We start from the raw sequence: 13,741 nt of genomic DNA on the forward strand, positions 1-13,741 counted from the left end.
ACACAGCCTTAGAAAGCCATACGTTACCTCAGCCCTAACCCTATTCTAAATGAGCATAAAAACCACCTCCGCCGTGCCAGCCTTGCTGGAGCGCTTCAACCAGATCCGGAAACGCACCGAGATTATCTGCAGCCCCCTGGAGCCCGAGGATACCGTGGTGCAGCCCATCGTGGATGTGAGCCCGCCCAAGTGGCACATGGCGCATACCAGCTGGTTTTTTGAGACGCTTATCCTGAAGCCATACTTGCCCGGCTACGAGATTTTTCACCCGCAATATGCCTACCTGTTCAACTCCTATTACAACAGCCTGGGCAGCCGGGTATTGCGCCACCAGCGCAGCACCCTCACGCGCCCGCCGCTGCGCGAGGTGCTGGCCTACCGCAAGTATGTAGACGAGCATGTGAACAGGCTATTGCAGGAGCTTTCGGACGAGGAGCTGGAGCAGTTCCGGCCCGTGCTGGAGCTGGGCCTGCAGCACGAGCAGCAGCACCAGGAGCTGCTTATCACCGACATCAAGTACATAATGGGCACCAACCCCATGCTACCGGCCTACCAGCCGCAGCCTGCACACCCGAAACAAAGTATAGCCACCCCTGCCCGGTTTCTGGAGGTGCCGGGCGGAAAGTATAAAATCGGCTACCAGGGCTCCGGATTCTGTTTTGACAATGAGTTGGGGGTGCACGAGGTACAGCTGGAGGATTTCGAGATCATGAACCGGCTGGTGACCAACGGCGAGTACCTGGAGTTTATGCATGATGGCGGCTACGGCGATTTCAGGCACTGGCTGGACGAGGGCTTCACCTTGGTAAAGGAACAGCACCTGGAGGCACCGCTGTATTGGGTGAAACAGGACGAGGAATGGCATCGCTTCACGTTGTACGGCCTGGAGAAAGTAGACCTGAACGACCCGGTTTGCCACCTGAGCTTTTATGAGGCAGATGCCTTTGCCAACTGGTCCGGCAAGCGCCTGCTCACTGAGTTTGAATGGGAGGCGGCCACTCAGGCATACCCGCCTCAGCAGGGCAACTTTGTAGAGAGTGGGCTGCTGGAGCCTGCTGCTGCAGACCCGGCCAAAGAGGGCGTGCAGCAACTTTTCGGCGATTTGTGGGAATGGACCTATAGTGCCTATCATCCCTATCCGGGCTTCTCAAAAGCTCCCGGCCCGATCGGAGAGTACAACGGCAAATTCATGATCAACCAGATGGTGCTGCGCGGCGGCTCCTGCGCCACCCCCGAAAGCCACATCCGCGCCACTTACCGCAATTTCTTTCACCCCGACAAGCGCTGGCAGTACACAGGTATCCGGCTGGCCACTAAAAAATAAGTATGGAGATAAACACCCCCACAGCACCCATGATTGACTTAAGCCGCCACCAAGATGGCTCCTCAGACACAAGCGCCTTTGCCCGGGATGTGGCTGAAGGACTTAGCACGAAGTATAAAACGCTCCCCTCCCGCTATTTCTACGACGGCACCGGCAGCCGCCTTTTTCAGCAGATAATGGACTTGCCCGAGTATTACCTGACCCGCAGCGAGCTGGAGGTACTCACGCAGAACAAAAAGAATATGGCCGGCCAGTTCTCCCAAGGCGGTCCTTTCCACTTGATTGATCTGGGTGCCGGGGATGCGCTAAAGACAAAACTGCTGTTGCAAGAGCTAACGGCACAGCAGCGCAACTTTGATTATGTGCCGGTGGATATCTCGAAGGATGCGATGCTGGAACTGTCGGATAGCCTGCAGCAGGAGTTGCCCCAACTGAAAGTAGAGGCCGTGGTGGGCGAGTATTTCCAGGCGCTTGAGTGGCTGCAGGAGAACAAGGATGGGCGCAAGGTGGTACTGTTCCTGGGCTCCAACATTGGCAATTTTAAAGCAGAGGAAAGTATAACGTTCCTCCAAAGCATTCGCAGCTACCTGCATGCAGGCGACCAGCTGCTGATGGGCGTAGACCTGCGCAAGGACCCAGGAGTTATACTTAAAGCCTATAACGACGAGGCCGGTATCACGGCAGCCTTTAACCTCAATTTGCTGGACCGCATCAACCGTGAGCTTGGCGCAGATTTTAACGTGGACCAGTTTTGCCATCATGCCATTTATAACCCCCTGGAAGGCGTGATGCGCAGCTTTCTGGTAAGCAAACAGGCGCAGGACGTGCATATTTCCGAGGCGGGCCTTACCGTTCATTTTGATGCCTGGGAAGCCATTCATACCGAAAACTCCTACAAGTACAGCATCCCGCAGGTTGAGGAGTTGGGCAGGCAATGCGGCTTTGCCGTGGACACCGTTTTCTATGACAGGCAGAAAGGCTTTGCTGACGTGCTGTTCAGCGTAGCATAAAAATTTATACTTTTAAAGGCGTAAAGTTTCGCATCTCTACAACTCCTAAACTCTTTAATTCTCTAACTCTCTAACTAAAACCATGAAGGTTATCTCGCTTGCCGAAGGAAGCAGTTACTTCAGAAGCCCGGAGTCGGCTACCGCAGCTGCCATCGCTGCGCTGCAAAACGACAAGACAAAGTATGGCCCCACTGAGGGCACCCTACCGTTGCGGCGCGCCATCATCCAAAAGTATAAGGCCGATGGTATCGAGTTACAGCCCGAGCAGGTTCTCGTTACACCCGGTGCCAAGCAGGCACTCTACAACCTATTTACTACGCTGCTAAAGGAAGGCGATGAAGTAGTGGTGCCTACCCCGGCCTGGTTTGGCTTTCATGAGTTGCTGAAGTATAGCCCGGCTAAAGGCATCGCGCTACCCACTAGCCTCTCGGACGAGTATAAATTGACACCCGAGATGCTACGCAGCACCCTCACCAGCCGCACCCGTATCCTGCTGCTCACCAACCCGGGCAACCCCACGGGCCGTATCTATACGAAAGAGGAGCTTGAAGCGCTTCTGGAGGTAGTAAACGATTTCCCGAACCTATACCTTATTTCCGATGAAATATATGACCTTGTTACTTACGGCAGGCCTTTTACTTCTATCCTTTCCTGCCAGGGGGCGAAAGCGGCAAGAACAATCGTCGTAAACGGTTTCTCCAAATCCTTTGCCATGTCGGGCTGGCGGCTTGGGTTTATACTTGGCCCAGCGGATTTGGTAAGGAGCTGCATTGATTTTCAGCGAGCCACCTTGTCGGGGGTGAGCCTGTTTGCGCAGGACGCCGCCGAGGCCGTACTGAAGGCGCGTGAGCAGGAGCTGCCACCTATGCAACAAGTACTGGCAAAAAACCGGGAGATCATGCAGAAAGGGCTGGATGCCATCTCCCACGTGCCTTACTACCTGCCCGACGGGGCTTACTACTTCTTCCCGGACCTGAGCCATTACCTTAACCAGACCAGCATCACGGGTGAGCAACTGAAGACCACTGCCGATCTCTGCCGCTACCTGCGCAACTGTTATAACCTCGAGCTTGCTCCTGGCGATTCGTTCGGCGCACCGGGCCACGTGCGCATGTCCTTTGCCGTAGAAACACACCGCCTGCAGGACGCCATGCAGCGCTTGCGTCAGGGGCTTATACTTTTAACTGAGGCCTAAAGTATATTGGGTGAACGGGTTTTGCTGGGTATACTCCCCTCTGCCCATTTAACTAGAAAACGGCATTAAGCTAAGTATGGCTGCTGATTTCCTACTTATTAGGCGCGCGATGGAGCATTTAGTACGGCTGGTGACAGTTATACTTTTGCCTATACTTCGCTTTCATCAGTGCCATCAGAAATAACCTGCGTTTTAAAGTTATTTCAGCTAATTTTGCGGCCTTATTACCTTTTCGCCGCATGAACCTTTCCGAATACAAGGACCATTTCTCCCGGAATTTCACACTTGCCTACCCAGTGGTGCTCAGCCAGCTAGGGCATATTTTGGTTAGTGTGTTTGATAGCCTGATGGTAGGGCAGACGGGTACCACGCCCCTGGCCGCTGCCTCCCTGGGAAACAGTATCTTCACGATTACGATGGTGTTCGGGCTGGGCGTGTCCTACAGCATCACGCCCCTGATTGCGGCTGCCGATGGACGCCGCAATTATACCCGCATTTCGCTCCTGCTGCTCAACGGGCTTGTTTCAAATGTGCTGCTGGGCATTTTGCTTTTCATCGCTGGCTACTTTCTTTCGCCTTACATCACCATCCTCAACCAACCCACCGACGTGGTAGAGCTGGCCATTCCCTATATCAATGTCCTGTTCTTGTCGATGGTGCCGCTGATGATTTTTCAGGCATTCCGGCAGTTTGCTGAGGGGCTCTCGTTTACAAAGCAGGCCATGTACATTTCCATACTTGCCAATGCCCTTAACGTGCTGCTCAACTACATTCTCATCTTTGGCAAGCTGGGCTTTGAGCCAATGGGGCTGCTGGGTGCCGGCTGGGCTACGCTTATCTCCCGCGTGGTGATGGCCCTGGCTATGGCTGCCTGGGTGCTGTACGCCAAGCGGTTCGAAATTTTCCGGCACTTTCTGCGCCTCAGGCACCTTTCCTTCGTGCATATGTACCGCATGTTCCGACTGGGCCTGCCCATCTCTCTGCAGATGATTTTTGAGATGGGCGCCTTCAGCTTTTCGGCAGTGATGATCGGCTGGCTGGGCGCCACGGAGCTGGCCGCGCACCAGATTGCTATTAACGTGGCTTCCGTAACTTACATGATGGCCAGCGGCATCGCTGCGGCTGCCACCATCCGCGTGAGCAACCAGAAAGGGCTCGGTAACTTCGGTGCCATGCGTATTGCCGGCTTTAGTAACCTGGCTATGGGTACACTTTTTATGCTGGGAAGCGCTCTGCTGATGGTGCTCCTGAATCGCTTTATTCCGATGTTGTATATCGATGATCCGGAGGTAATCCAGATCGCCTCCGGGCTACTTATCATTGCGGCCCTTTTCCAGATATCGGATGGCGTGCAGGTAGTAGGTCTTGGTGCTCTGCGCGGGCTGGAGGATGTACGAATCCCCGGGCTCATCTCGTTACTGGCATACTGGGTGGTGGGACTACCGGTGGGATACGTGCTTTGTTTTAAGGCCGGGTTTGGGGTGAACGGGATCTGGATGGGCCTTTTAATCGGGCTTTCTATTGCCGCTATCTTGCTCACTATCAGGTTTAAAGCGCTCAGCGCACGCCTGGCACTCAGGTAAAGTACAAATTCAGGGCACTTTTTAACCCGGTGGTCTGTTGCCACAGCAGTAACAGTATCAACTTTTAGCCAAAGCCTACATGTTTACCTTTACCCTGTTCCTGTCGTTCTGGGCCAGAGTAATGCTGCCTCTTCTCCAACCTGAAGCAGGGGCTGCAGTCCTGCCATTTACAAATATAGCGCTGTATTCTCCTATAGAAAGTGCTACTAATGAGCAGATTACCTGGTCTGTTGACAGAAGGCTGACGTGGGATGACTTCAAGGCCGCACCGGATGACGCAAACCCGCACCATGCCCTGACGGCAGCCAATTTAGCGGTCAATGCCAGCTGTAAAAAGAATCAGTTTACCTACACGGTTACCTGCGTCTTTTTGCCGCAGCAATCATGGTCTAAACGGAAAGGCTCTGAAAAACTGCTTGCCCACGAGCAGCTGCATTTCGACCTGACAGAGGTGCACGCCCGTCAGCTGCGGCACGATCTGCAACAGGTAAACTGCTCTAACCACAAAGTTAAATTGAGCCAAGTGGTGAACGCCGCCTTTAAGCGCTGGAAGGAAGAGCAGAACCGCTTCGACGAAGCCTCCCGCCACGGTTTGGATAAAGAGGAGCAGGAAGTATGGGCCAATAGTATAGCTGCCCGCCTGAAAAAATTAGAGGCCTACCAGTAATTTCCTTTGTTACTGGCAGGCCTCTAATCGAAAGTATAAATGTTCGTTTATTCCTGGTTAACCTTTCCGAGGTCTGCAGTGGATGGACCGGTGATTACCTTACCAAACGGATCGAAGCGGGAACCGTGGCATGGGCAGTCCCAGGAGCTTTCTACGGTATTCCAGCTTACCACACAGCCCATGTGTGGGCATACAGCGGAGCATTGGTGCCGCACCCCGTCCTGATCGCAGTACACGGCAATTTTCTGAGCCCCTTTTCGCATGATGCTGCCGGTACCGGGAAGTACCTGCATCGGGTCATCCACCTCGCCGGGTGTTACGTAATCTTTAAACTGCGCCGCTACGTTCAGATTTTCTTTCAGGTACTCTCCCACCGACTTCAGCGGTGACCGGGACGGGTCGTATAGTTTAGCCCACGGATTGGGGCGCTCCATAATCAGGTCTGTAATCAGCATACCGGCAATGGTTCCGTGCGTCATGCCATGGCCGGAGTCGCCGGTGGCAATGTACACATTCTCCTCATCCCCCGGGTTGCGGCCAATGTAGGCCAGGCCATCCACCGGTTCATACACCTGCCCAGACCACACGTATTGTACCTGTCCTGCCATCGGGAACTTCTGGCGGGTCCAGTCCTCGAGTTTGCGGAAGCTTTCTGCCGGGTTATGGTTTTGCCCCGTTTTGTGATCCTCCCCCCCAACAATCAAAATGTCATTGGCTGCATCGCCTACGGTGTCTTTTTGCAGGCGCACGTAATGGTAGGGATCCTTCATGTCCCAGTACAAGGCATCCGGAACAGAATCCTTGGGTACCTCCACCCCAATGGCATAAGTACGGTAAGGCGCCTGCTTGGTATGGATGGTTACCCTGTCGTTTACCGGTGTGTTGGTGGCCACTACCAGGTGATTGGCAGAGACCGAACGGTTATGGGTCGTTACTACAGTTGCCACGGCACCTGATTTAAATTCCTTCACATGGGCTCCGGTAAAGATTCTGCCCCCATTCTCCATGATGGCCTTTGCCAGGCCAGCCAGGTACTTCATGATGTGGAAGCGGCCCTGGTTAGGATAATGCAGGCATGGGAAAGTGCTGAGCGTGTCTACAGGGCTGTGTTTGCGCATGACCACGTCCTGCCACCCGATTTGCTGCAAGGCCTCCAGCTCCTGGCCCAGTTTCTCCGCCTCATCCGACGTGGTGGCAATCAGATAGCCGTCTACGCGGGTAAAGTCGCAGTCGATATCTTCCTGGCCCACAATCTCCTCAATTTTGTCGATGGCCTGGCCATGGCTTTGGCAGGCAAGGCGCGCGCCGTCTTTGCCGAACAGCTTCACCAGGTTGTAAAACTGCTCGTCCAATGCATTGGACAGGTGCGCCGTGGTGCGGCTGCTCTCCCCGCCGCCAATGTTTTTCGACTCCAGCACCACAACTTTCCGCCCCTCCTTCGCTAACAGATAGGCTGTGGTTAAACCTGCTATACCTGCTCCCACGATGCATACATCGCACGTAATGTTCTCGTTCAAGGCCTCAGTGGGAGGAAGCTGCACCTGATCCACCCACACCGACTTTGTGGCTCCGGATTCTTTTTTCATAGTTTCTTTTTGTACAAATGGGTTTGTTGGCATTACCGGGGGCGCTGCCAGATGCTTAGGAGTACGATGCGGCGGGGCTTATGTTGCTGCAAGGCTTGTGGAGGGTTTTTCTGGGCGGTGTAGAGGTTCTTATGGAAGCATCAGCGGCGCCAGGTTTGGGAAGACACGATACGAATCCTTATCTTATGCCCCCAGAACTCATAGTTAAACAGCATGCACACTCCCGAACACGCCATGGAACAGATATCCTGGCAGGAATTTGAGAAAACCGATATACGGGTGGGGACTATCATCGCCGCCGAGGAGTTTCCGGAAGCGCGCCGACCAGCCTACAAGGTACAGGTAGACCTGGGTCCGCTGGGCATCAGGAAATCAAGTGCGCAGATAACGAAGCATTATACGCCCGGCGAACTGGTGGGGAAACAGGTGCTGTGCGTTGTGAACCTGGGCAGGAAACAAATTGGCAGCTTTATGTCGGAGGTGCTGGTGACCGGCTTTGCCGATGAGAACGGAGATATAGTGCTGGCGCAGCCGGCCGGTCAGGTGCCAAACGGCAGCAAACTTATCTAGCCTACTCCAGTACCCTTAAACCCTGTTTGTCGCCTTGTGGCCTTACTTCCTGCGGGCGGCCTGCCTCTGCCTGGGCTTTGGCTTCCCGGGCGCTTAGGGTGTCTACAACAATTTCGTAGAGCGCATCCATTTGGGGCAGGTTGTTCAGGTAATAGTTATAGGTCTCCTTAAACTGCTGCTGCGTAACATTATAGTGCTGAAGGATTTTCTCCTGCTCTTTGTTATAAGCCATTAAGGCGGTATCGGTGTAGGCAATGTTGGTCTCGATGACGGCTTCCCGGGTGTGGATGTCAGCCAGGATACGTACCATCTTCTCCCGCGGAACCAAATCCTTGGGCGTATCGCTGCTCTGGCTCTGGCAGCTGAGCAGGCAAAGGCAAGAAAGAATACAGAAAAGTCGTTTCACGGGTGCATATTACGAGTTTATCGCTTAATTTTAAAATCAGACTGCAGCTTACCATCCCATGAAAGAGCTTGTAAAGAAGCTAAGAAAGTATGAAATACGTATCCGCAAGGCGATTAACACGCAGATGCAGGGCGATTTCCACTCTGTTTTTAAAGGGACGGGGCTGGAATTTGACGATGTGCGCGCCTACCAGTACGGGGACGACGTGCGCTCTATAGACTGGAACGTGTCGGCCAAGGGACTTGGCACTTATGTAAAAACCTACCGGGAGGAGAAAGAGCAGTCTGTATTTCTGATACTGGACGTGAGCGCCTCGCAGCGCATCGGCACTGGCGAGCAGCAGAAGCTGGATGTGGGCAAGGAAATCTGCGGCGTGCTGGGCCTGTCGGCGGTGCGGCAGCATAGCCAGATAGGCATTATCTGCTTCTCCGACCGAAAGGAAAAGTATATTAAACCTGCCAAGGGCATCCAGCAGGCCTATGCCATCATTAAGGCTTTGAGTGAGCTGGAGCCTAAATCAAACAAGACGAACCTGGCCGCAGGCATCAAGCTGACACTCGACATTATCAAGCGCCGCAGCATCATTCTCTTGCTTTCCGACTTTATCGACACCGCTTACGAGAAAGAGCTGAGCATGCTGGCCCGCCACCACGACCTGATTGTGCTGCACCTGCGCGACGTACGGGAGCAGCAGCTGCCGCCGATGGGCATCATCCCCATACTTGACAAGGAAACAGGCCGTACCTTGTGGCTAAACACCTCCGGCGAGGAGTTCAGGAAGCGTTACCTGGCCCAGTACCAGGAAAACCAGGAGCAACTGTTGCGCATTTGTCAGAAATACCAGGCCAACTATCTGGCCATCAATACCAACGAAGATTACGTGCCCCAACTGGTTAACCTTTTCAGGCTCCGTAACAAGTCTACCAAGAAAAGTGCGTAAGCTAGCTATACTTATACTTTTGTGCCTGGGGCATCTGGTGGCGCAGGGGCAGCAATTACTTACCCCACAGGGAGGTTTCAGCCAGGATACCATACACCTGGGCGAGCTGGTGCAGTACACGCTGGTGCACCGCCACCCGGACACCCTGGAGGTCGTGCTGCCGGCCGCCAATTATAACTTTGCGCCATTTGAGCTGGTCGATAACACCTACTACCCTACCCGCACCCGGAACGGTATCAGTACCGACAGTGCCGTGTATACCTTACGCACCTTTGAAATAGACTCGGTACAGCAGTTGGCGCTGCCGGTTTACCTGCTGCGCGAGCGCGACACGGTGGCCTACTTTGCCGAGACGAGCAACATTTACCTGCAGCAGCTGGTTAAGGAGGTGCGGGAGCCGCTGCCAATTAAGGCGGACACCGAACTTATCCTGATCGGGGAGAAATTCAACTGGCCGCTGATGCTGCTTTGGGTAACCACCATCCTGGCGCTGTCCGCGCTTATCTGGCTTATCTTTGGGCAGTCCATTAAGCGCCGGTATAAGCTGTACCGCCTCCGGAAGGATCATTTATACTATACTTCACGCTTTAACTCGCATAAAGACCGCTTCCAGAAATCGGGGGTGCAGTCGAGTTTGGAGAAGGCCGTGACGCTCTGGAAAAACTACCTGACAAAGCTGGAACGGAGCGCTATCAACTCCTTCACCACCAAGGAGATTGTGGAGTTCTACAACAACGATGAGGAGATAAACACTGCCCTGCGTATTTGCGACAAGGCCATATACGGCAATCTGCAGGCCGAGTATGAAGGCGAGACGAACCTTGCCCTGGGTATGCTGCGCCGCTTCTCCATACAGCGCTATAAATTACACCGCGAACTGATCCGAAATGCTAGAGATAACGCCTGACATGTGGGATTGGCTGAGCCTGGAGTGGTTTGAACTGAGCACTTTCCGCTCCTACGACTGGGTTTACCCGCTGGCCCTGTACGCCCTTCCGGTCATTCCGCTGTTGTTTATACTTAAATCTATACTTCGGCGCAACACAAGGCTCAAGCTGGACATGGCCCTGTTTCAGGGGCGCAGCGGCTGGCAGTGGAGCAGCCTGTTGCGCTTTGTACCCAGACTGGTGCTGATGCTGTTTACCATGCTGGTGCTGGTGGCGTTGGCACGGCCGCAGCGCGTAAGCGAGCAACTAGAGCTTACCTCGGAGGGCATCGATATTGTGGTGGTGTTGGATGTATCGGGCTCCATGGAGCTGCAGGATATAAAGCCGACCCGCCTGGAGGCAGCCAAGGAGGTAGCCCTGAACTTTATTGACGGCCGTGTGCAGGATCGAATCGGGATGGTGGTGTTTGCAGGCGACGCCTATTCCCTTGCCCCGCTCACGACCGATTACGACTTGCTCCGCGAAAGTATAAACACCATCCACTACGGTATCATTCAGAACGACGGAACGGCCATTGGCAGTGCGCTGGCTGTCGCCATTAACCGCATGCGCGACTCTTCCTCCAAAAGCAAGGTGATCATCCTGATAAGCGACGGTGAGAACACGGCCGGCAGCCTGGACCCTGAGCTGGCCGCGCAACTGGCTTATGGGTACGGCATAAAACTTTATACTATCGGCATTGGTAAAGATGGGCAGGTGGCCTACGACCGTGACGGCACCGGGCAGATACTTTACGTGGAGACGCAGATGGATGAGACAAGCCTGCGCCAGATTGCCAGCATTGGTGAGGGGCAGTTTTTCAGAGCTGACTCGCGGGATGCATTGCAGCAGATTTTCCAGCATATAAACAAGCTGGAGAAAACGGAAATTATAGAGAGCCGCTTCCGCGACACGCAGGATTACTACCAGGTATACCTGAAGTGGGCGCTGGTGCTCCTGCTCTTCTGGATGCTGCTCAAAAACACCTTTATCGCCAACGTGCTGGAAGACTGAGGGGTTAGAGAGTTAGAGAGTTGGGGAATTAGAGAGTTTGGGAGTTGTAGAGACGCAATACGTTGCGTCTTTTCAGTTATAAAGTTAGAAGGTTAAAAGTTAGAAAGTTAAGTGTTGATTCAGGCATTCACTCAATCACTCATTCAAAATTATACGATAGAACTATGAGCATTAAGGACAACATATTATACTTTGACGAGCATCTTCGCGATACACCGTGCCGCCTGGTGGCTGTTACCAAAACCCACCCCGTAGAGAAGATAAAAGAGGCTTACGATGCGGGGCACCGGCTGTTCGGCGAAAACCGGGTGCAGGAACTGGTAGAGAAGTATGCTTTGCTGCCCCACGACATTGCCTGGCACCTGATCGGGCACCTGCAGACAAACAAAGTAAAGTATATCGCAGAGTTTATAGATACCATTCAATCGGTGGATAGCCTGAAGTTGCTGGTGGAGATTAACAGACGCGCCGAGATGTACGGTCGCACGCTGCCCATTAACTGCATGCTGCAGATAGCCATTGCCGATGAGGAAACAAAGTATGGCATGAGCTGCGAAGAAGCCGAGGCGCTGCTACAGTCGGAGGAGTACCGGCAGATGAATTACATCCGCATCACCGGTGTGATGGGCATCGCCACCAACACCGACAATGAGCAGCAGCTGCGAGAGGAGTTCCGCCAGCTGCGCGGCTGCTTCGAGCACCTGAAGGCAAAGTTCTTTCGGGGCAACGACGACTTTAAGGAAATATCCATGGGCATGACCTCCGACTGGCAACTGGCGCTCGAAGAAGGCAGCACCATTATTCGGGTAGGAAGCGGCATTTTCGGCCAGCGGGATTATAGTAACACGAGTCGCTAAACAATTGCTGATAGTAGGTTTGTCGGGCGATAAAGTATAGATTTATACTTCCCATACTTTCTCTAAAGTATAAATCAACTAAAGGTTGTGGGTTTTATACTTTGAGCTAGTTTTATACTTTAGCACAAGCGTTAAGAAAATGTAAAGTATAACCTAAGAGGTTTTATATAGGGAAATTTAGGGCCATTTTGTTCGAAAAAACGTAGAACGATGCACGCTATACTTTACTATCCGCTTGCCGCGCTATTGCTCTTAACCGCTTGTACTTCCGGGAAGATGAACCACGAGCCAGTTGCCGCTACCAATCCTCCGCTGCCAGCCTTTGACTTGGAAGGCCACCGGGGCGCACGCGGATTATTACCCGAGAACACGGTACCGGCCATGCTGAAGGCGCTGGAACTAGGAGTCACCACCCTGGAAATGGATGCACACATCAGCCAGGACGGCCAGGTGTTTCTCTCCCACGACCCTTACATGAACCGGGAGCATGAGCTGTTGCCCTCAGGCGAGGAAATTCCGGAGGCGGACGCCAAAAAGTATGTGCATTACCAGATGCCTTACAGCCGGATCCGTACTTTCGATGTGGGCTCCAAGTACTTCAGCAAGTTTCCGGAGCAGCAGCTGATGAAAGCCTCTAAGCCTCTGCTTTCGGAGGTAATTGACTCGGCACAGGCTTACATCAAAGCACACGGACTGCCGCAGGTGTTTTACAACATCGAAACCAAGTCGAAACCGAGCGGTGATAGCAAGTACCACCCAGCCCCGGAGGAGTTTGTAGACCGGCTGATGACTGTGGTGGACGAGAAAAACATCCGCCCTTACGTAATAATACAGTCCTTTGACCCTAGAACCCTGCAGGTGCTGCGCCGCAAACACCCGGACGTGAAAACCTCGCTGCTGGTAGAGAATCTGAAAGGACTGGATCATAATCTGACTCAGCTGGGCTTCACACCCAATATCTATAGCCCTAACTATAAACTCGTGACGCCCGCTCTCGTAGAGGCTACGCATAAGCTGGGCATAAAACTGGTGCCCTGGACTGTGAACGACCTGCAGGCCATGCAGCGGTTGAAGCAGATGGGTGTGGATGGTATCATCTCCGACTACCCGAACCTGTTTCAGGAGCTATAGCCAAAACGGGCGTTTATACTTTAAATCGAATCTAAACCATAAACCCAGAAACATATGACACAGCATGCCACAAACATCGAGCAACGGTACCAGGACTTCATAAAGCATGTGGTGGATACCGAACAAGTATGGGGACTAACGCAGGAGGATACCTGGGCCACCTCCACCTCAGCGGAGTATGAGGACACCGAAGTCATCCTGTTCTGGTCCAAAAAGGAAGGTGCCATTGCCTGCGCGGAGGATGAATGGGCAAGCTATACGGCTGAGGCAATAAGCTTGGTGGAGTTTCTGGAGAACTGGTGCGTGGGCATGTATGGCGATGAGTTGCTGGTGGGTGCAGACTGGGATAAGGATTTATCTGGCAAGGAAGCAGAGCCCCTGGTGCTGGCCCTGGATGTGGTAGCACAGCTGAAAGCCAAAGGCAAAACGCTGCAGTTTACGCAGTACGACAGTCAGGAAGAGTTTGAGGAGCAGCTGATTGAGGCGCTGGAAGCCGAGTAATGTATAAACGGGCTGCTTTTTACGTTTTCCT

14 protein-coding genes are annotated in these 13,741 nt (G+C 53.4%); 12 read left to right on the forward strand and 2 right to left on the reverse strand.

What is annotated here, in order from left to right; translation table 11 throughout:
• Positions 1-49: 49 nt before the first annotated feature.
• From egtB to C8N40_RS08495, 5 genes are all read left to right on the forward strand, one after another.
• Entirely contained in the window at positions 50-1,324 is a 1,275-nt protein-coding gene (gene egtB, locus C8N40_RS08475) for an ergothioneine biosynthesis protein EgtB (RefSeq protein ID WP_108211339.1), read from the forward strand.
• A 2-nt stretch (positions 1,325-1,326) separates the two neighbouring features.
• The gene (egtD, locus tag C8N40_RS08480) at positions 1,327-2,334 is read left to right on the forward strand and encodes an L-histidine N(alpha)-methyltransferase (protein WP_108211340.1); all 1,008 of its coding nucleotides are present in this window, start codon (positions 1,327-1,329) and stop codon (positions 2,332-2,334) included.
• Between the two features lie 82 nt (positions 2,335-2,416).
• Positions 2,417-3,529, forward strand: a complete 1,113-nt coding sequence (locus C8N40_RS08485) for a pyridoxal phosphate-dependent aminotransferase (RefSeq protein WP_108211341.1) — start codon at positions 2,417-2,419, stop codon at positions 3,527-3,529.
• Positions 3,530-3,768: 239 nt separating this feature from the next.
• Positions 3,769-5,112, forward strand: a complete 1,344-nt coding sequence (locus tag C8N40_RS08490) for an MATE family efflux transporter (protein ID WP_108211342.1) — start codon at positions 3,769-3,771, stop codon at positions 5,110-5,112.
• Between the two features lie 79 nt (positions 5,113-5,191).
• Entirely contained in the window at positions 5,192-5,779 is a 588-nt protein-coding gene (locus C8N40_RS08495; RefSeq protein WP_108211343.1) for a DUF922 domain-containing protein, read from the forward strand.
• 47 nt (positions 5,780-5,826) lie between these two features.
• Here the strand turns inward: C8N40_RS08495 and C8N40_RS08500 are convergent, their stop codons facing one another.
• Positions 5,827-7,365, reverse strand: a complete 1,539-nt coding sequence (locus tag C8N40_RS08500) for an FAD-dependent oxidoreductase (RefSeq protein WP_108211344.1) — start codon at positions 7,363-7,365, stop codon at positions 5,827-5,829.
• Between the two features lie 213 nt (positions 7,366-7,578).
• Between C8N40_RS08500 and C8N40_RS08505 the strand changes: the two genes are divergently transcribed.
• Positions 7,579-7,935, forward strand: a complete 357-nt coding sequence (locus tag C8N40_RS08505) for a tRNA-binding protein (protein ID WP_211318062.1) — start codon at positions 7,579-7,581, stop codon at positions 7,933-7,935.
• 1 nt (position 7,936) lies between these two features.
• Here C8N40_RS08505 and C8N40_RS08510 read toward each other — a convergent pair whose 3' ends face one another.
• A complete protein-coding gene (locus C8N40_RS08510; protein WP_245905047.1) occupies positions 7,937-8,341 on the reverse strand; it encodes a DUF4296 domain-containing protein in 405 nt (134 codons plus the stop codon).
• Between the two features lie 58 nt (positions 8,342-8,399).
• Here C8N40_RS08510 and C8N40_RS08515 point away from each other — a divergent pair, with 58 nt between their 5' ends.
• From C8N40_RS08515 to C8N40_RS08540, 6 genes are all read left to right on the forward strand, one after another.
• Complete coding sequence (locus C8N40_RS08515; RefSeq protein ID WP_108211346.1) at positions 8,400-9,281, forward strand: DUF58 domain-containing protein; 882 nt, start codon at positions 8,400-8,402, stop codon at positions 9,279-9,281.
• Positions 9,274-10,188: a hypothetical protein gene (locus C8N40_RS08520; protein WP_146173537.1), complete on the forward strand. Its 915-nt coding sequence runs from the start codon at positions 9,274-9,276 to the stop codon at positions 10,186-10,188. Before C8N40_RS08515 ends, C8N40_RS08520 begins: the two co-directional genes overlap by 8 nt.
• Positions 10,169-11,221, forward strand: coding sequence for a vWA domain-containing protein (locus tag C8N40_RS08525; protein ID WP_108211348.1), 1,053 nt, complete (start codon positions 10,169-10,171; stop codon positions 11,219-11,221). Before C8N40_RS08520 ends, C8N40_RS08525 begins: the two co-directional genes overlap by 20 nt.
• 164 nt (positions 11,222-11,385) lie before the next feature.
• Positions 11,386-12,078: a YggS family pyridoxal phosphate-dependent enzyme gene (locus C8N40_RS08530; protein WP_108211349.1), complete on the forward strand. Its 693-nt coding sequence runs from the start codon at positions 11,386-11,388 to the stop codon at positions 12,076-12,078.
• A gap of 210 nt (positions 12,079-12,288) precedes the next feature.
• Positions 12,289-13,209 carry a glycerophosphodiester phosphodiesterase family protein gene (locus C8N40_RS08535; protein ID WP_108211350.1) on the forward strand — a complete coding sequence of 307 codons (921 nt, stop codon included), beginning with the start codon at positions 12,289-12,291 and terminating at the stop codon, positions 13,207-13,209.
• 54 nt (positions 13,210-13,263) lie between these two features.
• Entirely contained in the window at positions 13,264-13,710 is a 447-nt protein-coding gene (locus tag C8N40_RS08540; RefSeq protein ID WP_108211351.1) for a DUF2750 domain-containing protein, read from the forward strand.
• The last annotated feature ends 31 nt before the right edge of the window (positions 13,711-13,741 follow it).

The organism is Pontibacter mucosus, assembly GCF_003054055.1.
Taxonomy (GTDB): Bacteria; Bacteroidota; Bacteroidia; order Cytophagales; family Hymenobacteraceae; genus Pontibacter; species Pontibacter mucosus.

Coding starts and splice junctions, on each gene's coding strand:
- egtB (WP_108211339.1), top strand. CDS start 50: ATGAGCATAAAAACCACCTCCGCCGTGCCAGCCTTGCTGGAGCGCTTC.
- egtD (WP_108211340.1), top strand. CDS start 1,327: ATGGAGATAAACACCCCCACAGCACCCATGATTGACTTAAGCCGCCAC.
- C8N40_RS08485 (WP_108211341.1), top strand. CDS start 2,417: ATGAAGGTTATCTCGCTTGCCGAAGGAAGCAGTTACTTCAGAAGCCCG.
- C8N40_RS08490 (WP_108211342.1), top strand. CDS start 3,769: ATGAACCTTTCCGAATACAAGGACCATTTCTCCCGGAATTTCACACTT.
- C8N40_RS08495 (WP_108211343.1), top strand. CDS start 5,192: ATGTTTACCTTTACCCTGTTCCTGTCGTTCTGGGCCAGAGTAATGCTG.
- C8N40_RS08500 (WP_108211344.1), bottom strand. CDS start 7,365: ATGAAAAAAGAATCCGGAGCCACAAAGTCGGTGTGGGTGGATCAGGTG.
- C8N40_RS08505 (WP_211318062.1), top strand. CDS start 7,579: ATGCACACTCCCGAACACGCCATGGAACAGATATCCTGGCAGGAATTT.
- C8N40_RS08515 (WP_108211346.1), top strand. CDS start 8,400: ATGAAAGAGCTTGTAAAGAAGCTAAGAAAGTATGAAATACGTATCCGC.
- C8N40_RS08525 (WP_108211348.1), top strand. CDS start 10,169: ATGCTAGAGATAACGCCTGACATGTGGGATTGGCTGAGCCTGGAGTGG.
- C8N40_RS08530 (WP_108211349.1), top strand. CDS start 11,386: ATGAGCATTAAGGACAACATATTATACTTTGACGAGCATCTTCGCGAT.
- C8N40_RS08535 (WP_108211350.1), top strand. CDS start 12,289: ATGCACGCTATACTTTACTATCCGCTTGCCGCGCTATTGCTCTTAACC.
- C8N40_RS08540 (WP_108211351.1), top strand. CDS start 13,264: ATGACACAGCATGCCACAAACATCGAGCAACGGTACCAGGACTTCATA.